At 58.1% G+C, this 20,164-nt stretch carries 18 protein-coding genes; 2 read left to right on the plus strand and 16 right to left on the minus strand.

Translation table 11 applies throughout. The annotated features are described in order from the left end of the window. Positions 1–157: 157 nt before the first annotated feature. From hemW to DSM3645_RS01510, 3 genes are all read right to left on the minus strand, one after another. Positions 158–1,312 (minus strand): radical SAM family heme chaperone HemW, encoded by a 1,155-nt coding sequence (gene hemW / locus DSM3645_RS01500; protein ID WP_002650213.1) that lies wholly within the window; start codon positions 1,310–1,312, stop codon positions 158–160. After that, positions 1,309–2,148 carry an MBL fold metallo-hydrolase gene (locus DSM3645_RS01505; RefSeq protein ID WP_002650214.1) on the minus strand — a complete coding sequence of 280 codons (840 nt, stop codon included), beginning with the start codon at positions 2,146–2,148 and terminating at the stop codon, positions 1,309–1,311. The genes hemW and DSM3645_RS01505 overlap by 4 nt, the downstream gene beginning before the upstream one ends. A 128-nt stretch (positions 2,149–2,276) precedes the next feature. After that, on the minus strand, positions 2,277–2,723 hold the full coding sequence (locus DSM3645_RS01510) for a hypothetical protein (RefSeq protein WP_002650215.1): 447 nt from the start codon (positions 2,721–2,723) through the stop codon (positions 2,277–2,279). A gap of 117 nt (positions 2,724–2,840) precedes the next feature. Between DSM3645_RS01510 and DSM3645_RS01515 the strand changes: the two genes are divergently transcribed. Further along, on the plus strand, positions 2,841–4,022 hold the full coding sequence (locus tag DSM3645_RS01515; protein ID WP_040351521.1) for a M20/M25/M40 family metallo-hydrolase: 1,182 nt from the start codon (positions 2,841–2,843) through the stop codon (positions 4,020–4,022). 149 nt (positions 4,023–4,171) lie between these two features. Here the strand turns inward: DSM3645_RS01515 and DSM3645_RS01520 are convergent, their stop codons facing one another. The 11 genes from DSM3645_RS01520 to DSM3645_RS01570 form a co-directional block, all read right to left on the minus strand. Beyond that, the gene (locus DSM3645_RS01520; protein ID WP_002650217.1) at positions 4,172–6,193 is read right to left on the minus strand and encodes an alpha/beta hydrolase; all 2,022 of its coding nucleotides are present in this window, start codon (positions 6,191–6,193) and stop codon (positions 4,172–4,174) included. 123 nt (positions 6,194–6,316) lie between these two features. Beyond that, positions 6,317–7,342: a flotillin-like protein FloA gene (gene floA, locus DSM3645_RS01525; RefSeq protein WP_002650218.1), complete on the minus strand. Its 1,026-nt coding sequence runs from the start codon at positions 7,340–7,342 to the stop codon at positions 6,317–6,319. Between the two features lie 82 nt (positions 7,343–7,424). Then, positions 7,425–8,198, minus strand: a complete 774-nt coding sequence (locus DSM3645_RS01530) for a DUF4013 domain-containing protein (protein WP_002650219.1) — start codon at positions 8,196–8,198, stop codon at positions 7,425–7,427. Positions 8,199–8,392: 194 nt separating this feature from the next. Further along, entirely contained in the window at positions 8,393–9,157 is a 765-nt protein-coding gene (locus DSM3645_RS01535) for a carboxylesterase family protein (protein WP_002650220.1), read from the minus strand. Between the two features lie 76 nt (positions 9,158–9,233). Continuing rightward, entirely contained in the window at positions 9,234–10,391 is a 1,158-nt protein-coding gene (eboE, locus tag DSM3645_RS01540; protein WP_002650221.1) for a metabolite traffic protein EboE, read from the minus strand. Between the two features lie 55 nt (positions 10,392–10,446). Beyond that, on the minus strand, positions 10,447–11,733 hold the full coding sequence (locus DSM3645_RS01545) for an MFS transporter (RefSeq protein ID WP_002650222.1): 1,287 nt from the start codon (positions 11,731–11,733) through the stop codon (positions 10,447–10,449). A 252-nt stretch (positions 11,734–11,985) separates the two neighbouring features. Next, the gene (locus DSM3645_RS27490; protein WP_002650223.1) at positions 11,986–12,720 is read right to left on the minus strand and encodes a DUF3299 domain-containing protein; all 735 of its coding nucleotides are present in this window, start codon (positions 12,718–12,720) and stop codon (positions 11,986–11,988) included. 44 nt (positions 12,721–12,764) lie between these two features. Then, positions 12,765–13,445: a DUF3299 domain-containing protein gene (locus DSM3645_RS27495; protein ID WP_002650224.1), complete on the minus strand. Its 681-nt coding sequence runs from the start codon at positions 13,443–13,445 to the stop codon at positions 12,765–12,767. A gap of 94 nt (positions 13,446–13,539) precedes the next feature. Further along, entirely contained in the window at positions 13,540–15,108 is a 1,569-nt protein-coding gene (locus DSM3645_RS01560; RefSeq protein ID WP_002650225.1) for a hypothetical protein, read from the minus strand. 28 nt (positions 15,109–15,136) lie between these two features. Then, positions 15,137–16,579: an ABC transporter permease gene (locus DSM3645_RS01565; RefSeq protein ID WP_002650226.1), complete on the minus strand. Its 1,443-nt coding sequence runs from the start codon at positions 16,577–16,579 to the stop codon at positions 15,137–15,139. Further along, on the minus strand, positions 16,576–17,250 hold the full coding sequence (locus tag DSM3645_RS01570; protein ID WP_002650227.1) for an ABC transporter ATP-binding protein: 675 nt from the start codon (positions 17,248–17,250) through the stop codon (positions 16,576–16,578). The genes DSM3645_RS01565 and DSM3645_RS01570 overlap by 4 nt, the downstream gene beginning before the upstream one ends. A gap of 263 nt (positions 17,251–17,513) precedes the next feature. Between DSM3645_RS01570 and DSM3645_RS01575 the strand changes: the two genes are divergently transcribed. After that, positions 17,514–18,632: a sialidase family protein gene (locus DSM3645_RS01575; protein ID WP_002650228.1), complete on the plus strand. Its 1,119-nt coding sequence runs from the start codon at positions 17,514–17,516 to the stop codon at positions 18,630–18,632. Positions 18,633–18,637: 5 nt separating this feature from the next. Here DSM3645_RS01575 and DSM3645_RS01580 read toward each other — a convergent pair whose 3' ends face one another. Both DSM3645_RS01580 and DSM3645_RS01585 read right to left on the minus strand, forming a co-directional pair. Then, entirely contained in the window at positions 18,638–19,105 is a 468-nt protein-coding gene (locus tag DSM3645_RS01580; protein ID WP_002650229.1) for a carboxypeptidase-like regulatory domain-containing protein, read from the minus strand. Between the two features lie 115 nt (positions 19,106–19,220). Beyond that, positions 19,221–20,164, minus strand: a 944-nt coding sequence (locus tag DSM3645_RS01585; protein ID WP_002650230.1) for a DUF1559 family PulG-like putative transporter, incomplete at its 5' end; no start/stop codon positions are given.

Consider the following 20,164-nt stretch of genomic DNA (forward strand, 5'->3'; position numbering starts at 1 on the left):
TAGCCAAATTGACGGCTGAAGATAGGGCAAACAGGCGGACCTAAGATTCTCTTTCACTGCTTACCTTCGCATTCGAGCGTCCGTTTGCCGAACCTCGGCGGTTTCGAGAAGAATCTGCCGCAACTTCCGAAATAGCAATGTGTTACAGCCGATAGAATTACAACAAGTCCGGCCAGATCGCATCGCTGACAAGGAGTCCCGCGCGGCTGAGACAAATTCGATCATCGCGACGTAAAATTGCTCCCTGACGCTCGAATCGGTCCAGCGTTTCGCCGGCCAACTGATCGATCGTAAAACCTGTCGCCGCGGCGAAGTCGGCTGGATCGATTCCTTCTAAGCGGCGCAGGCCGAAGATCAGCCGCTCGCGGGCCGTTTCTTCCGGGGTCAGTTCTTCCCACTCGGCGACCGGCGACTCGCCGGCGAGCATCCGCTGGATGTACCGCGTCGTGCTGCGATGATTCGTCTCGCGCCGACCGGCAACGTAGCGAGCGGCGCCGGGGCCGAAAGCGAAGTACCCGCCGCCGAGCCAATAGTTTTCGTTATGCGCGCAGCGGCGGTGGGGCCGCGCGAAGTTCGACACTTCGTAATGCTGTAGCCCGGCGGTGGTCAGCATTTCGATCCCGCTGAGATATTGGTCGCGCTGCGTCTCTTCATCGACTTCTTGCAAATCGTCATGCAGCAGACGATTCCAAAAAGTCGTCCCTTTTTCAAAGGTCAATCCATAGGTCGAAACATGATCGGCGCCCAGCTCAATCGCTTGCCGCACGTCGTCGCGCCACTGGGGGACCGATTCGCCGGGAGCGGCGAAGATGAGATCGATCGCTAGTTGGGCGAACTTCGGCCGCACGCGTTGCGCCGCGCTTTGCGCGTCGGCGCCAAGGTGATCTCGCTCTAGCAGCTGCAATTTGGCGTCACGAAACGACTGCACGCCGAGACTGATTCGGTTGACTCCGGCGGCGGCCAACAGATCTAGCTTCTCGTCGCTCAGGTCGGCCGGGTTCGCTTCGACGCTCCACTCGTAGTCGGCTGCCGGCGGAAAACGTTCGGCCGTCAGTTGCAGCAGTTTTTCGAGCTGCGGCGTCGGCAGATGGGTCGGCGTTCCGCCGCCGTAGAAAATAGTGTCAACCTCGTGCGGCTGTTCGAGCTGCCGCATCTCCCGCTCAATCGCTTGCAGATAGCTGTCGATCAGGTCATCGCGTCCGGCGACCAGCGTGAAGTTGCAATAGCCGCAGCGCCGCAAACAGAACGGCACATGCACGTAAACGCTGCGAGGCGTCTTCGAATCGACCGGTGATATTAGTTTGCGGTTCACAGCCACAGATGAAGTCGCCCGTCGAGCATATCGGCGAGCTTCTCTTCCACATAGTTTTTGATCTGGCGATCGTTGTAGCGCACGCTGAAGTGCCCGGCGATGATCGTTTTGTTTTGGAAACGATCGCGGCGGTCGACCACGTCATCAAGATGGATATGTCCCATCTTATGAATCTTCTCGCGGCGATGATCGGGCGCCAAAAAGGTCATTTCCATGATCAGCGTTTCCGCTTCGTAGAAAGCAGGACACGCGTCCATCGCTTCAGGACGACTATCGCCCAGATAGGCGAGCTTGGGGAAGCGATGCTCGTCGGTCACATCGACCCCTGACAGGCGAATGTCGCGAATCTGATCGCCGGGCAGATTTTGATACTCGGGCTTCAACTTGCGACGGCGCTGCCAAACGATGTAGCCGACCGACGGAATCGTATGCTTGGTCGGGACGACCGTCACCAACAGTTCGCGCGACAGTTCGATCTCGTCGCCTGGCTTGACGCCGATCAGCTCACACGGCATTCCGCCGCGATCGAGTCGCTGGAACGCGGACAGCATTTGCTGCACCGGACCAATCGCGGTCTCAGGCAGATAGATCGTCGGCGGATCCATCTTCATCATCCGCCGTCGCGAGACGTAGACCGGCAGCGCCGCGACGTGATCGAGATGCGCATGCGTGACGAAACTGGTCGGCGTGCCCATGAAGTCCCACGGCTGCAAACCGAGATCGAACAGGACCTTCATCTCGGGGATGCGCCAATACGACTGCACCGCCGCCCTCGAGTAGCCCTCGATGGTCAGGTCGTTGACTTCTAGTTTGCGGAGGGGAGCGTTATCGAGCATGCGACAGCACCGGGCTGCGGAATCACGGGAAAACTCTTCAGTTTAACGCGTTACGGCGACGATCAACAGAACCCAGTTTTCGCTTACAGGTTCGCATCGAGCGCCGAAATCAGCTCCGCTGACCGAGTTTATCTCTGTTTTGCGAGCTGGGCGGCGGCGATTTTGCGTCCGACGTGACCCAGTTCCAGCTCACGCAGAAAGTCTTCCATGGTCGCGTAAATCTCGTCACTGAGGAACTTGACCGCCCAGTTGTGCTTGAGCGGACTGATCATCAGCACCACTTTGCCGGCGCGGTGCGCCTCCCAGATTTCGATCGCCGTCCCCATCGAGGCCTCGGGAATGTAGGCGACCACCACGTCGACCTCGCCGCACATCGCGTTGTGTTTCAAAAAGACGTCGCGGCCCAAATCGTCCGCGTACTCGAGCGACCCGCTATGGTCGGCCCACGGATCGTAGATGTCGGCGCCCGGAAAATGACGCAGCAAGATCTCTTTCAGTTGCGCACGATAGTCCTGCCGGTGCACCAGACTGCCGACGTGCGAACCTTGCATGATTCCCGCGAGAAAAAATCGCATCACTTCGTACCAGGATTGGATGGAAGACAAATACCAAAACAACCGTCGCCGCTTCCATAAAGTACAATACCGAGCGGAAGTTTGTCGACCGCCGCATCTTTGAATCGGAACACGCTGATGGCCACTATCGCCGCGCCTCGCGCCAAAGCTTTACAACTGGTGAAACAACTGCTGGCCATCCCCGGCGGCAGCGGACGCGAGCAGCAAGTCGCCCAGTTTATTGAGGCCGAGCTGCTGGCCGCCGGCGCCGAGAAAAGCTGGTTCTGTTACGACAAAGCGCACAAGCGGGGCCCCATCGCCGACGCCGAAGTCGGCAATCTGGTGGTGACGATTCCCGGCACGGTCGACGCTCCCCGTCGTTTGCTGATGGCGCACATGGATACGGTGCCGTTGTGCGTCGGCTGTACGCCGGTCCGCAAGGGGGACGTGTTAGAATCGCGGGAAGCCGATCGCGGATTGGGCGCCGACGATCGCGCCGGCGTCGCGGTTGTCTTAAACGCCGCTTGCCAGATCTTGCGCAAAAAACTGCCGCACCCGCCGCTGACGCTGCTATTCACCATCGAAGAAGAAATCGGCCTGCATGGCGCCAAGAACCTGCAGACGTCGCTGCTGAAAAAGCCGGCGCTCGCGTTCAACTGGGACGGCGGCTCTCCGACCAAGCTGACGATCGGCGCGATCGGCGGCTACCGCATGTTCTTAGACGTGCACGGAATCGCTAGCCATGCAGGGGTCGCCCCCGAGCGCGGCGCCAGCGCCATCACCATCGCTTCGCTGGCGATCGCACGCTTGCACAAATCGGGCTGGCTCGGCAAGATCACCAAAAAAAAGAAATTGGGAACCGCCAACGTCGGCGTGATCAACGGCGGCGCTGCGACGAACGTTGTTTGCGATTCGGTGCAACTGCGGGCCGAAGCGCGCAGTCACGACGTCGCCTTCTTGCATGACATCGTCGCCCAGATCGAAGCGGCGTTTCGCGACGCGGCGGCTGAAGTAAAAAACGTCGACGGGAACTCCGGTTCGGTCGAGATCACCGGCCGTCTGGACTACGAACCATTCCTGCTCTCCCAAGACGAACCGTCGGTACAGGTCGCGCAGCAAACGCTGGCGACGCTCGGCCTGGAATCTGAGCTGAGCATCGCCAACGGCGGGCTCGACGCGAACTGGCTCTTCCGACACGGCGTGCCAGCCGTCACCTTTGGCTGCGGCCAACGGAATCAACATATGGCGACCGAACAACTTCACCTGGAGTCGTTCTACCAGGCCTGCGATATCGGCCTGAACATCGCGGTCGGAACTTGAAGCTGCGCGATTTTCCCGGTTGGCAGTTCGGGGACATTTCGCCATATCAAACAGTGCAGCGATGCCGGGCAGAAAGTCCGACCGCGTCCCGTTGTTTCCTACCGACTTCGTCGGCCCAGATAGCGGAGCTATCCAGGCCGACCGTCGCGTTACTTTTGCAGGGTCACTTGCTTGGCCGGCCATTTCAGTTGCTTGCTGACGGCTTGGGCGTAGGCGACCGCGGGGGCGCTTTCGGCGTCGACTTCGATCGCGGCAGTTTCTGCGGCCAGCGCGACAGCTTCCGGAACGTTCATAAAGCGGCGAACGTTGAGGAAGATCGGACCTTGCCGATGATCGGCCGGCAGGTGGGTCGCGACGATGCGGTCGACGCCGGGTTCAAAAATGGTCGCATAAACGGCGACCGCCGCGTCAACGCCGTCGGCGGAGATCGTCAGTTTGCCGGGGGCCAGCTGCTTGCAGGCTTGGATCGCACAGCGCGCGTCCCAAACTCGCATTCCATCGACCGTTTGTCCCAGTTGCAGAAAGCGACGGCGGATGTGCCTGTCCAGCTTTTGATCTTGGCTCCATTGCGTCGGACCAACTCCGCGTTGGACCAAAATCACCTGGCGACCGGGCAGCGCGAGCAGCTGTTTCGCCGCGTCGCTTTGGGGCGCTTCGCCCGTTTTGACGGCGGACGTTAGTTCTTCGAGGGCGCTCCACATCGACTGGTCGGCCAATTGCAGGGTGGTCGAATCGCCGCCGTTGTCGATCACGATCAGCGGCAAGGTAACGCCGGGCTGCGTCTCCAGATCGTAGGTCATGATCGTGGTTTCGCCCAGCTTGCCGGACGCAACCTTGGTCAACTTCGGCGCGGCGTCCGTTGTCGGCCATCCGCCGAACGATTTTTCTAGCAAGGTTTTTCGCAATTCGGCAGCTTGCGATTTCCACGCGGCTTCGGAAGCGGGCGCTTCGGCTGGCGCCGCGACCGGGACGAACGTCTCTTGAATTTTGGTGTTGATCTGATCGGCCGGCAGTTCGGCGAAGACTTTCAGCTCGCTCCGCTCGAACAGCGGCGTCGCGGCGTCTTCGATCAGCGGCGAGCTTCCTTTGAGATGGTTGCTTAGCCAATGGAACGCCGGGACGCGGAGCGGTTGCGTGTCGGCATGTCCGCCTGAGACGATGCAGTAGCCGAGATTCTTTTCGGCGCCATACAAGTTGTAAATATTTCGGGCGGCGAAGAAGGTGCGCGTTACTCCATCCAGCGGGAAGATTGGGTCGCTGTCGGTGTTGGCGATCATCAGCGCTCGCGGCGCGATCAGCGACGGCAACAGCGAGAAATCAAACCGCGGCGTGTTCACCCAAAACATGCAGTCGCAATGGCCGTTGATGCAGTCGTCGACGATATGATTTTGCAGATCGGTGATTCCCGCGACCGGAACCGCCGCTTTGATCCGATCGTCGAGCGCCGCGATGTACCAACTATAGGCGCCGCCGCCGCTGCGGCCGGTGACGCCGATCTTTTCGCCATCGACATCGTCGCGAGCTTGCAGCAGATCGATGGCGCGGACGCAGTTCCAAGCTTCGACGCCGGCCGGCGTGTAACCGCGATTGATCCACCACCACATGTCCAGGTTATGCGTGCCGTGATGAAGCCCTTGAATCTCACCCAGCTGTAGCGTGTCGATCATCAGGCACACGAAACCATGTCGCGCGAACCAGGCTCCATGGTGCTGATAGTAAGTCTTGTTCCCCAAGCTCACGCCGTCTTCGACCACACGACCATGTCCGCAAACATACAGGACCGCCGGCAAGCGGCCTTTCGCTTCGGCCGGACGGTAAAGATTGCCGGTCACATACAAACCGGGACGCGACTGGAAGTGAATCTTCTCAACGACGACTCCTTCCTTCTCTAGCGTGCCGGTCGTGGTCACTTGCAGATCGGTCTTTTCTGGCCAGGGCTGCAGACCGAGCATCTCCTTTAATAGATCGTGATATCCAGGTCGTTTAATTTTCCATTCTTCCAGCGAGGTAACGCTCGCAATCGGCTGATTGGTCAGCGCCGTGGTCTCGGCCTGAAAGTACTCTCGCAAATCGGCGTCGCCCGGTTCGGCATGCGCGGATTGCAGGAGACCGTAAGAAAAACTTGCAACCAGCGCAAGCGCAAAGGACAAAGCCAAACAATTACGGCTCATAACGATTTTCCAGCGAGGCGAGTGGAGGAAGGCGGGAGGTTGGGGATGGGGGGTGAACTTCTATCCTGGTCGGTTTTTCGCCGCAAGTCAACTCTGTACGATCGGCGAAATCCTGCCGACGCGCTATTCAGGCGGCTTCGTTGCGCCCGGCGTTTGCCCGTTTCCTTGGGCGTGCAGACTTCCCGAGCGGAACGCGTGGGCCATCGATTTGGGAACTTCGGCTTCGGCCAGCACGAGTTTCGCTCGATTCAGCACGACCTTCGCTTTGTTCTCTTGTTCGGTGGCGACCGCTTCGGCGCGGCGCTGTTCGGCCTTGGCGCGAGCGACGCGCGTATCGGCTTCGGCCTGATCGTTTTGCAAACGGGCGCCGATGTTCTCGCCCACGTCGATATCGGCGATGTCGATCGAGACAATCGCATACGCGGTCTGCGCGTCCAGATTGCGATCGAGCACCGCGCGGGTGATCAGGTCTGGGTTCTCCAACACCAGCGTATGCGTGGCGCTGGAGCCGATCGCCGAAATGATGCACTCGCCCACGCGGGCGATGACCGTTTCTTCGGTGGCGCCGCCGATCAATTGCTCGAGCGCGGTCCGGACGGTGACTTTCGCGCGGACACGCAGTTCGATGCCGTTCTTGGCGATCGCGCTGAGCGTTGATTTGCCGCTGCGGCGCGGATCGGGACAGTCGATCACCTTGGGCGAAACGCTGGTCCGAACCGCTTCGACCACGTCGCGTCCGGCCAGATCGATCGCCGCCGCGCGATCAAAGTCGAGCGCGATTTGCGCGCGCTGCGCGGCGATGATCGCATGCATGACGGCCATGACGTTGCCGCCGGCCAGATAATGAGCTTCAAGCCGCTTGGTGCTGATGCCATCTTTGCGATCGATGCTCAGTCCCGATTGCGATGCCATGATCTTCGCTTTGACGATCACGCGGCTGTTGACCTGGCGAAAGCTCATGCCGATCAACTCGAACAGCGAGACGCCGGCTTGCGACATATAGGCTTGGAACCACAGCGGCCCGTACGCCAACAAGACGATCAAGAAGACGAAGCCGAAAAGGGCGAACATCCCCCCGAGCAAGACGTACAGCATAAAGCCGCTGTCGCCTTCCCGGGCCAACAGCATCCACGACGCGACGTTCGGCATAAATCTCAACCTCGGCGAACCATTTTGACAGCGATCCTACAACGAGCATGATACCGCACGGCGACATGCCCAGCCAGCAGATTTACGGGGTGATGTCAAACGTCTTACCGCCGCGGGAGACATACACTTGATAGAGCTGCATCATCAATTGCGACATAGCGAACCAGGCGATGACCATCGCGGGAATGACACCGATGCAGCAAATTAACAACCCGATATTCAAGACAATTATCGAGCTGAATGTCAGGAAAAGCACCACTAAAATCTGTTCGATCCACATTTTGCGAACGAAGTCGGTGATATAACCAAAGTCAAATCCCTGGGCGATGTCGTTCGTTAGCGCCACACGCAAAGTTCCAGGAATCATCGCGAAGTTGAGCAGCAGGATTGTGCCAACATAAAGAACGAAACCAAGAATGCCGCCGATGACGCCCAACGCACCGTCCCCCAGACTCGATAGTACGCCCATGATGATCATGCACACGATGAAGATCGGAATGATCACGATCGAGCAACAGAGCCCATACAAGAACACCCAGAGTGATCGCATTATGTATTCGCCAAACCGGTCAAACGTAAACGGCGAATACGGTCTTTCACCTCGGCCCGTCAACGTTCTGGCGACATTGTCGTATTCATAGCCTGCGAGGATGAGACCGCCGATAATGGGAATTATCGTCGCCAAGGAGGAGAGTAGTAAGCCGTTCACCCATTCTGGATGTTCAAAAAATTTGGTGTAGGCGGACATATAGTCAATCGAATCCCGCGATGGAATCGGCAAGTTCGGCGTCTTAGAGGAATCTTGATAAGAATCCCCGCTGGGCGACTGAAAAGGATTCGACGGATCGTTTGACATCTCGTTTCCCCAAATCTAGTGATGCGATGATCTTGTATTTCGGCTGCTTGTAGGTGTGGAGATTGCGATTTTCGAAGCGATCCAACATTAGCCAGAGGCGCAAGCCGATGGAATGCGGCGGGCCACTTCCATCCGAGTTGGGATCGCTGAACGCATTCCCTCGCTTGCGCTGCGGGCTAGTGTGTGACGGTTTCTTAGTCGGCCTGCTGCAACTGATGCGACAGTAGCCAGGTGAAGACTTCTGGATTGTCGTAGGTCGCCGTCCAACTGTCATGCCCAACGCCGGGATAAATCGTAAGCTTGACGTCGCCGCCGGCCTCTTTGACGGCTGCGACCATTTCTTCGCTGCGTTTGAGCGGCACGGCTCCATCTTTATCGCCATGAAAAACCCAGAGCGGAGTCGAGGTCAGCGCCGCGGCTTGCATCGGATCGCCCCCGCCGCAGATCGGCAGCGCTGCGGCGAACTTGTGCGGGTGCTTCGCGACCAGCGACCAGGTTCCAAAGCCGCCCATGCTCAAACCGGTGCAATAGATCCGCGTCGGATCAACGTTGTATTCTTTTTCGACGGTGTTCAGCAGTTGGGTCAGCGCCTCTAGTTTTTCGCTCGCGTTCCACCAAACTCCGGGGCTGCACTGCGGCGAAACGACGATGAACGGCAGTTCCTTGGCGGGAACTAATTTGGGCGGGCCATGCTTTTTGACCTGGTTCAAATCGGTTCCGCGTTCGCCGGCGCCATGCAAAAAGAGGAGCAGCGGTTTTGATTCGCCGTCGGCCTTGTAGTCGGTCGGGAGATAGAGCCAATAGCCCAATTTCTCGGGCTCTTGGCCTTCGATCTTCACTGCTAGTTCTTGCGCGACTTGCTTGCCGGGCGCCGGACTGTCGGCAGTAGGCTGATCGGCGGCCATCAGGGCGAAACTCCCAAGAAACATCAAACAGATCGAGGCGAACGATTTAAGCACGGCGATTCTCCGACATAAACGAATGAATTCGCTTACAGCCTAATAGCGGCTAACGCCAATTGCAATCTAGCGCACGTTAGCGCAACTGCTGCTTGAGCCAGTCAATCTCGGTCGCGATACCGGCGGCGAGTTCTTCCTGACGCAATTCGGGCGGCAGCACCGTCCAAGCGTAGGTCTCGACTTCAAAATGCTTGATCGGAGCCAACAGTTCGCGTTGACGCAGCAAGTCCAGAATCTGTCCCTGGGTCGTGCGGAGCGGACCAAACGCGTCCAAGTAGATCGGCATATGAAAATGGATGCGCCAGACCCCGCCGGGCTCTCCATTGACCGAATTCAACAGGGCAGGGAGGTCGTCGTACAGTTTTCGCTCTTCGCCGGGAGACAGCACCATCGTTTGATGCAGATAGCGATCTTCGGCGAATTGCTCTAAGCGCTGCAGCGCCGCTTGTCGGTCTTCGTCGGACAGCGAATCAAAATCGACTTCGATCGCCGAAGAGATTTGCACTTTCCCGACGCTGATCCCCGCTGCTGCGTACTGTGACAGGACGGCGGATTGGTCTTCGCACATCACCGCCGCGTGACAAACGTCATGACAGACGCGGATATGGCGCGCCAGCTGCGCGGCGTCGCCAGCAGGGAACAATCGATTCTGAAAAAAGTCGATCATGTCGGCGGTCGTATCGATCGCGCAGCCCGGCTCTGGTTCGATGCAAACGTAGATCAAACGACCAGTCGTTTGCTCAAGTTTGGCCAATGCAGCGGACAGCGTGACAAAGTTCGCCACGGCGGCCGCATACGCTGCTTCGCTAAGCGGCGGATTGCCCCAGGCGATCGGCAACGTCGAGATGCTTCCCTCTTCGCCTGGCGGTAACAACTGGTTTAGTACGTTCGCCAGATCAAGCGTGTACTGCAGACGGAGCGGATCCATCCAGGTTGGTTCGTAGACGGCGTGCTTGACGACGGCTTGATGGAAGTTGCCATACGGAAATCCGTTCAACGTGTACGGCATCAACTTGTTGTCGTTGAGAAAACCGCGAAATCGCGCCAGCCGATCTTCGTCACGCAACTCTTTGGCCGTCACCGCCGACAGCCACAGTCCTACCCCCATTGGTTCGCGCGGAGAAATCAATTCGCGCACACGCACCGCATGCTTGACTAGGTTCGCTTCGGTCTCGGCAAGATTGGCGCCAGCATGAACATTGGTGCAATATCCGATCCAGTCAGGCAGCGACATCCGGTTCTCCGAGGGGGGGCAAGTGCATCGTCAAACCGCTTGATCGTAACAGGGATCACCGATTGCTGCGAGTCTCCGCCTCGATTGGCGGTTCAAGCAAAAACAGCAGCGGAATCGCCGCCGCTGAGCGTAAAATCCACGCGGTGAGAAAATAGGGAAAGTACGCGGCGGCATCGCCCCGAATCGCGGCGGGGATCAACCTGTCGGCCAGCGCCCCATCAATCAAGACCGAAACGGCGTAAACCACGCCGGTCAGGCCGAAATAGACGCTGATGTTGGCCGAAGCCTGTTTGGGCCCGGCGATCCGCAGCATCATCGCCGCCAGCGCCACGTTCGTGCCGACATAGGCGATCAACGCCACATAGCTAGCGACATACCCCCATGCGCCTCCCAAATATAGGAGCGGAGCCAGCGCCACCGTCAACTGACATGCGATCATCAGCCCGCGGCAACCAACCCGATCGACGATCCGGCCGCACCAAGGCGCTAGGATCGGTTGTCCCAGACGCATCAGCGCCTGGCTCCCCAGCACCAGCGCAAGCGACAACCCCAGCGCCTTATGAACGTAGCTCCAGCCAAGCGCGCTGGAGACCCCGTTGGCCGCCGAAAAGCAAACGCCGTAAATTAACAAGCGCCGCAGCGGTCGACTATGCAGCAGCGCTTCCCCCGCCGGCAAAGGTTTCCGATCTCCAAAACGGGCCGGAACATCGCTCATCCCCAGCAACGGAATCAACGCCGCGCCCAGCAACAGCGCTCCGCCGGCCGCCAAGATCAACAGCAACGGTAGCCGGGGCGCCGCTACGTATTGCTGGCGATACCAAATATCGAGCGCGCTGACCGTGACAAAACCGACCAGTCGGCCGATGTTGAGCCACAACTCGCGCCGGCCTGAGAAACGTCCATAAAATCGCCCTGGAATGAGCCGAGCAAACCAGCTCCACAGACAGATCGTGCCGAGATATTCGCACAAGTGATAGAGACACCAACAGAGCACCAGCGCCACCAGGCTGAGCGATTTGCTGGGGAGCACGCCGGGATAAGCCGTCGTCGGCAATAGCAGCAGCAATACGACCGATGCGAAATAGAAAAGCAAGCAAGGCAGCCGATGGCCGCGGAAGCTGGCCAGAATCCGAGGTCCAAACCAACGCAGCACGCCGGCAAGTTGCGGCGCCGCGATGATCCACGCGATCAGCGCGCTGCTTGCGCCAAGTTCCAGCGCCAAATAGGTGACTACCGACGTGCTGATGACGCCGTTACCAAACGCCCAGACGCCAGCGTTGGCGCTCGCAGCCGAGATCGCACGGCGGCGGTCGGCGGAGGTGACTGAGTCGGCAGCGAGCATGCGGTCGTTTCTCTTCGTAGCTCGATGCGCCAGGTTTGAGGTTGCGCTATTTCTGGAAAACAAGAATGGAACACGGCAGGAAAGCAAAGCTGGAAGAGCAGGAAGAAGGTCCGGCTGAAGAGCATCTCCCATAAAATACGAATGAGAGTGAGTCGCTACGCTCTCGTTTCTGACCGTGTTCTATCCTTCTCTTCAAGCAAATAGCGCATCCTCATAATCGGCGATTCGGGCTACGAAGAGAAAGCGGCTGCGTTACTTCGCTGATTCTCCGTCCATGCGATAGATCGCCAAGTGTTTGCCGTCGCCCCCTTTGTATTCCTTCACCTCGAAGACGCCTTCGACGGTAATCGGTCGTACGGTGAAGTCGACGCCGGGGCCTGTCATCTCGACTAAGATGCAGTCGTAAAGCGCCGCGCCTGGGCCAAAACAGCACTCCATGTTATCGCGGACCAGCACAAACTGCTTGATGCCGCGCGATTCAAAACTAGGCAAGATATAGCCGCGAATCCGAATTTTCTGGTTCCCCAACTCTTCGATCCGCTCAGGCAACATCGACCGCGTAAAGGGCTCTCCCTTTTCCATCTCAAACGCGATGTCGTCAAACGTCAGATCTTGCACGCCTGGCTTGCGGGGCAAGGTTTTGTCGGGAGCCAGCGCTTTGCTCGGCTTGGTCGCTGCGGTGGTCGTCGGCGTCGTTGTTTGTTCGTCTGGATTGGCCGCCGGCATCGCGTCTTTGGTCTCTGCCGTCTGCGCCGTATCGACCTGCGGCGCAGCATCCGGCTTCGGTTCGTTCGGCTTCGGCTCGTCTGTCGGAGGTGTCTCTCCGGTCGCGGCGGTCGGCGTTTCCTCGGGCGATAGAACGCCGTCGAGGCCGGTCATGTTGGACGAGTAGGGAGTCCCCTCCGGCGTCGCCGGAGTACAGGCGGCGTAGAACACCAGAATCGCGAAGCTGGAAAATATCGCGACAGCTGAACAGCGAATCCACATAGGCGTGTGCTTGGGAGGAAAGAGTCGCGGCAAGCGTAAAGCGTTTACTTTACGTAGTCGGCGTCGATTTCGTAATAGACCCCGGTCAGGTCTTTCATCTGGTGCAAATGCTTGTTGATCGTCAGCGTACCCCCAATCTTACGCCGATTGTAAGACCAATTCACTCGCAGCGGATCACGCAGGCGAACTTCGATCATATCGGTCAGCTTCGGTTGGCCGCCGAAACAACAAGTATCAAAGTCGGGAACCAAGACAAAGCGGTTCAGACCTTCTTTTTGATCATGCGGGTAGACGTAGCCGTTGATCAACACGCGCTTGCCGTCATATTTCCACGCTTTTTCGGGCACAACCGCCGTGTTGCCCAGGTCCGGCTGAAGCGAGCCGAACGCCATCACTTCGTAGCCTTCGGGGATATTCACGTATTCTTCGTAGTAATAGCGGCTCGGGCTCAGCACCAGCGCCAGCGCACTGAGCACCGTCCCGGTGATCGCAACTTTGCGCCCTGTCACCAGATCACGGTTTCGATCGACAGTTCGAATGGTGAACAAGCCAAAGCCAACGCCGACTACCGCCAACGGTAAGAGCGAGACGGAAAAGATCGACAACAAGCTCAAAAAGCCGACAATCAGCGAACCAACCGCCAATCCGCTCAGCGATCGATAACGATCGTAATCGGGCTGTCCATCAGGAGTTTGAGCTGGGGGTGAATCCAAGGTCGCAGTCATGAGTCGTTCAGGATAAGTTCGAAAAGTCGGATGCGTCGTGCGTCGAGCCAAGAATCGTCTTCGCTGACGATTCGCTACCGATTGGATTTGTGCGTTACGCACTGGGCGCTTGATAAGGACTTCGCAAGATCAGCCACATCCCCAAGGCCAGCAGCAAACCGACAACCAGCGGCGTCGCTACCAGAACGAGTCGATTTGCCGACGGGGCTTCCACCGCTTGCGGGTTCTGTATTGCATCGGCCAACAAGCGATCGCCGCGGGTCGCAAAACGTTCCGCAGCCGATGCTGCGGCCGCAGGTTCGGTCAACGGTTCTTTCGCTTCGTCGGTCGCAATGACCGGCGCTTCGTTCATGTTTTCTACGGCCGCGTCTTGGTCTTCGCTGAGGGGAGCTTCGTCGACGCCGACTTCGACTTCGGTCGTTTCCGTATCGGCTGTCAGCTCCTGCGTCGCTTCCGCCGAAACCAACTGCACGCCGACTTTTTGGTCCGCCATCGCGATCGCTTGTTCAGCGTCGCGTGACGGCGTGACTCCGGAGTTGCGGAACGGGAAGAAGGTTTGGGCCCGCTTCATCGCTTCGGGATCGACTTTCTCCAGTTCGGCCAGCGCTTCTTTGGCTTCCGGTTTCGGACAGGCCATCAAGTAGCGAATCACCGGAACGCGCACCCAGCTCGAATCGTCATTCGCTTCTTTAAACAACGTCGACAGTCGATCGATCACCGACCAGTCTTCCCAACGCGCAAGGTCGACGATCACCAGGTCGGCCAGCGACGGGCGATCCAGCATCAAATGCAACCCTTGCAGCAGACGCTCACGCGGAATGATGTCGGTCTCGGTTCCGTGAAAGCGAATCGCCATGATCGCCGCGTAGGTGTCGGCGTATTCCGCTTCTTTGTCTTCCAGAAACAACTTCTCGATCAGCGGCATCCCATCAGCGCCGCCGAGGGTCAAATAGCAACCGATCAGCGCGTCGAGTCCCGCTTTTTGTTTGCGATCATCGCTCTTGAGCATCGTTTCTAAAAACGGCAGATCGGCTTTGCTGCCGCAGACGCCCAGCATGGTGAAGTAGAGCCGGCGATGATTCGCCTGCAGGTCGTCGTTCTTCAGCCACTCGATCAATTGATCGTGATTCATATCAGGCTTCAGCGAGTGCAACCAATCGTAGGGCGCTTTGGCGAACTCGTCATAAGCGTCGCGCGACGCCATGTCGTCTTTTCCTTCCAGATACTTCTGGAAGTAGATCAGGCGGTGATAGTCGTCTTTCGGCTGCTTGATCGAACCGAGAATATAGTCAACGGTCGAATCTTCGAGCAGCGTCGGCGTCGACCACATCAGATTGGTCGGGTCCGAGCCCATAATCAGAAACTTGCGTCCTTCGCGACCTTCGCCGTAATAAAGCGTTTCGACGCTCTTGGCGTCGTTCAAATGCTCTTTCCCTTTGATCACCTGGGTAATGATAAAGTTCGCTTTGACGCCGCCGATACTTGGATCGGGGGTCGTCGCCGGAACCTTCTCGAGCTTGGCGATCAGCGCCACGTCCATCGACTCGATTTCTTCCGAGAACGTTTGCGAAACGGCCGCACAAAACGGACAAGCAGACGCCGTCGACAGCGGAGCCGTGGCCAACACCGTCAAAATCAAAAGCCAGGTTAGAAGAGAGCGCATCGACTTCTCGCAGGCAGGGAGGGAAGGATCAGTCGCCGAGCGACTCGGCCACATCGGTTTTATAAGCAGTATACGCCGGTATGAAACCGACCAGCACCGCCAATAGGATCAAGCCGGGAATGATCAGCAGCTCTAGGCTGAGCAACTCCCGCAGATAGGAAGGCAACACATTTATTATGGCGGGTCCCATCCACAATTCAAACGTCATCGGCAGGGGCGCTAGGTCAAAAAAGCCGATCGAGACCCCGGTTTTCGCTTCAATCATAGGACTGGCCGAAGCCATCATCGCGTGGCCGACGAACCAGCCGATCAGGCCGCCGCCGACCGACAAAATGACCGATTCCAGCAAAATAACCATCATCACCGTGCCGCGACTCGCGCCCAACGCACGCATCACCGCAATCTCATGTTTGCGGTCGTTCATGGAGTTGTAAATGCTTACCAGGATTGAGATTCCAGAAACAATGCAGATCATCACGGTGATGACCAGCAGCAGCGTCTGGATCGGTGAGACGATCAATTCAAACAGATTCGAGATTTCTAAGACCGGCAGCACCACTTGGGCGACATTTCCCTCGTTGACGGCGTTGCGAATAAAAATTGGCGAAAATGGGTCATTGGTCCGAATCAGCACCGCCGTCACTTCGCGCTGGTCAATCGGCAGCGGAGAACGGCGGAGGGAGGCCTCTTTTTTGGTTTCTGGCGAAGAATCCGGCGCCTCGTCGTCGACCGGTTTGGCGTGCCCCTCCATCAAATAGAAGCCTTCCATGTTGATGAAGACCCCCCGATCGTTCGGCGTGCCTGAGGGTTCCAGAATGCCGACCACGATGAACGGAGACTCGTCATGCGCGTGTCCTTCGTCCGAACCGTGCGCTGCGGCGATCTTATCCCCCAGCTTCAATCCGGTTTCCTTCGCGACAATCGAGCCGACAACCGCTTCGTAGTAGCCATGCTCTTGGTCCCAGGTTTTGAAGTTGCGCCCCTGGGCGAAGTGATAGCGCGGCTCTTCGGCGTTGTATTGATCGCGGAACAGCTCGAAAAATTTGGGGAGCGTTCCGATCACGCGAAAGCGTTTGAAGTAGTCACCCAGACAGACGGGAATCGCGAAGTCCGTATTGCCCGCGTACTTGCCATCCTTCAGCTCGCTGAGCGTGCTCTCGGGCATTAGCTCCAGTTCTTTTTTCTGCTGATCGGCGGAAAGGAACTCTTGATAGAACGTGTAGGGGATGTTCTCGACCGGCTCGCTCAAGTAGTAAGTCGTATTGAGGACCAGCTGCAGCTTGCCTCCTTTGGCTCCGGCGATCAAACCATATCCCAGGTTTGAATTGCCCATGAACGAGTCAGAGACCATGCCGTAGGTCAACAAGACCGCAGTCACCAACGCGACCCCCATCGCCATCGACAAGGCCGTCAAACTAGATGCGAGCGCCCGTTGGGTGACGCTGCGCCATGCAATCGCCCACCGCGTCATGACGTCACCTTGCTCAATTGATTGATCTCGTCCAAACGTTCGACCCGGTCAAACTGACCGGCTACTTCCAGCGAATGCGTCACCATCATCAAAGCAATCTTTTCTTCGTTGCAGGTTTGGCGAATCAAATCGATGATCGATTGCTGATTGCCCGGATCAACATTGGCGGTCGGTTCGTCCGCCAACAGTAGTCGCGGTCGATTCGCCAACGCTCGCGCGACGGCGACGCGTTGCTGTTCGCCGACCGACATCGTCTTCGGCTTGTGACTCATGCGTTCGGCCAGCCCAACGCGTTCCAGCAGTTGGATCGCGCGGCCGCGATCGGTTCCGCGGCCCGAGAAGGCCATCCCCAGCAAAACGTTCTCCAGCGCCGTAAAGGCCGGCAGCAAGTTGAACGTTTGAAAGACGTAGCCAATCTTCTCGGCTCGCAAACGATCCCGGCCTTGCTCAGACAAGCGGCGGAGATCGATGCCGTCAATCTGCACGCTGCCAGAGTCAGCATGACTGATCCCTGAGATGACATGCAGCAGGGTCGTTTTTCCGCACCCACTGCGCCCGATCAGAATCATCTGCTCGGCGTCAGATAGCTCAAATCGGGGGATTTCAAGGATCGGAAGCGGTTGGCCGTTGGGCTCAATGTACGACTTTTTGACGTTTTCCAGCAGCAGCATGTTGCTTGTCTGTCTAACGTTAGAGCAAGGGAAGGGGAATGGTCGATCGCCCTAGGAGAGCATTTTCGACCGAACCGGGAAACCGTTTATTGAAGTTCAGTCAGCCCCGATCGTCCAGGGCTGCGGGCCTACTTTTTGCAAATCGTTTGTAGAAACTTAACTACGGGATCGCTAGCAAAAAGGTTCGCAGCGGTTGTAGCAACACGTTAAACTCGCTCATGTCGCCAACTTTCCGCCCTGCCAGTCCCCGCCGGACCCTCCTCATGAAACGCTACGGATTCCCGCTCTTGTTGCTGCTGATCGCTTCGCTCGCGAGTGCTGAATCAGACAGCGAGACGGTTGCGACCGATATGCTCACCTCACAGCCGGGGGTCGTTTCGGTGGAGTATCTCACTGACGGCGCTCCGCACGATAGTTGTCATGCTTCGACAATCGCCCATACTCCGGCTGGTTTTGTCGCCGCTTGGTTTGGCGGCACGCGCGAAGGCGCCAAGGATGTCGGCATCTATTTCAATCGCCAAGTAGACGGCAAGTGGATCACGCCGGTCGAAGTCGCCAATGGAGTGCAGTACGTTTCACCCACGGGAAAAGAGCATCGCCATCCTTGCTGGAACCCGGTGCTGCATCAAGCGCAAGAGGGCCCGCTGATGCTGTTCTATAAATGCGGGCCCACCCCCAGCACCTGGTGGGGAATGCTAATGACTTCCGACGATAGCGGCGTAACTTGGAGCGAGCCCCAGCGGCTGCCGGAAGGAATCGATGGCCCCGTCAAAAACAAAGCGATCGAGCATGACGGGCGATTGGTCTGTCCCTCGAGCAGCGAAAACCACGGCTGGCGTTTGCACTTGGAAATAACGTCCGATCAAGGCCGCGCGTGGACCCGCGTCGGCCCGCTGAATGATGGAACCAAGATCGGCGCGATTCAGCCGAGCGTGCTGGTCTATCCCAACGGCCGTTGGCAGATTTTGGCGCGCGATCGTAACAATAACGGCAACGTTTGGTCGACCTGGAGCGACGACCAGGGAATCACCTGGACGCCGCTCGTTTCGACCGGCTTGCCCAATCCGAACAGCGGAACCGACGCCGTGATGCTGGCCGATGGTCGGGCCCTATTGGTCTACAACCACACCCATCGCAGCGGACCTTTCCCCAGCGGGCGCAATATGCTCAACGTCGCGGTCAGCCAAGATGGGCGAACATGGGAGGCGGCGCTCGTGCTTGAAAAGAGCGCCGGCGAGTTTTCGTATCCGGCCGTGATTCAAACGCCGGACGGTCTGGTCCACATCACCTACACCTGGCGGCGAAAGAAGATTCGCCACGTGACGGTGGATCCGACCAAGCTGACGGCCAAACCGATCGTCGACGGCGCCTGGCCGCAATAGGACGACTATTTGGACTGCAGTTCGAGCGGAATCGTGTTGCTCCCGGCTTCTACCGTTGCGGTGAGCCCCGAATTGCGCGGATTGTCGTACTTTTTCGGCACGAGATAGGTCTTTTTGGCGGCCACTTGGCGAGAACTACTCGCCGGCGTCGGTCCGGTGACCGCTTTTCGGACCGCGATCTGATATTCGCCAGGAAGGGTGCCGCTCGCGAATTCGGCCTCTTTTCCGTCGCCAGGCGCCAGGACGGTCAAATGATAGATCCCGCTCGAATCGGTATAGCCGTTGGCGGTCGCCCCTTGTTCTTCGACCGTCGGAACAAACTCGACGGTCGCGCCTTCGACGGGAACTCCGTCCAGCGTCACAACCCCTTCCACGTACTCGGTTTGGAGTACGTTTGCATTGCCCGTGCAACCCATGAGCGCGGCGACAACCGCCAAACTGATACCTTGGTAAAACCTGGGAATCGCAGCCATTGCGTCAAACTCCACCTTACATGATTCGAAACAGATAAAACCGATTTCGCCTCGACTTCCCCAGAGCCGTCGAGGCGTTGCATGGACCTTCCACCCCCGCAGGAGCGGCGCTAAACTACGGGAGAGTCGTCACTTCGCCGCCGCTGGCAGTCCCTAAGGAGCCCCAAACGCCGTAGAGAGACGGACCCGTATATCGCTGCGGTTCGCTCGGCGGGTTTGCCGTGTCGGCGACGCGAAGGCTAGGATCGCCGGCGTCGATCGTATCGGGCATGAACTTGACCGATCCATCGCCAAATACGACGTTGACCCCGCCGGGATGATAGCTACTGGCCGTCATCAACTCGTTATCCATTGTTCCTCCAGAGTCGTTCGAGCAAGAAGGGGAGTTTGGCGGAAGCACGACGTGCCATTGCGTAAACACGGTGTGCGCGTCAGCCCAACGCCAGCCTGGCAACTCGTTGTCTCCGCGCGAGTAGACGCCGCCGGTCAAAGTGCCGTTCGGGCCGCGCCGAGCCGAGCAAATGCTAGGAGCGTCTCCATTGCTGTAACCCACGCTATTGGCGACCCCTTGGCCAATTTTTTGGCTGCCGATGACGCCGATCTTCATTTCTGTCAGAAACAGCGTATTGCTTGATCCATCGGTCAAACTGCTGAACTTTTTCGTAACGCGATATTGATTGCCAAAGACGCCGCGGCATTCCCACCAATCCCAGGGGTTCCAATAATCGCCGCGATTGACGTGGTAGCTGTTACGCCCCATTTCGCCGGCGTTGGTCGCCGAATTTCCATCGGAAGGACAGAGCAACGTTTGAATGGACGTTCGCAACAACGTCGTGCCGTTCCAGGGGAATTCCGCCCCCACATGGGTGCTGACAAACTGATCGTGCATCGCTTGTTGCTCAAGATACGGCAACAATACCGTGATATAGCTCCAGCGACCACGATCATCGTGGTGATACTCATCCGGGTTGGTCCGGGTGAAATCGCGAAATGCGTCTTGATGCGATCCCCCCGGGAATTTTCCGAACGTATCGTGAAAATTGTGGGTCGCTAGCCCCA

The organism is Blastopirellula marina DSM 3645 (genome assembly GCF_000153105.1).
Lineage (GTDB): Bacteria > Planctomycetota > Planctomycetia > Pirellulales > Pirellulaceae > Blastopirellula > Blastopirellula marina.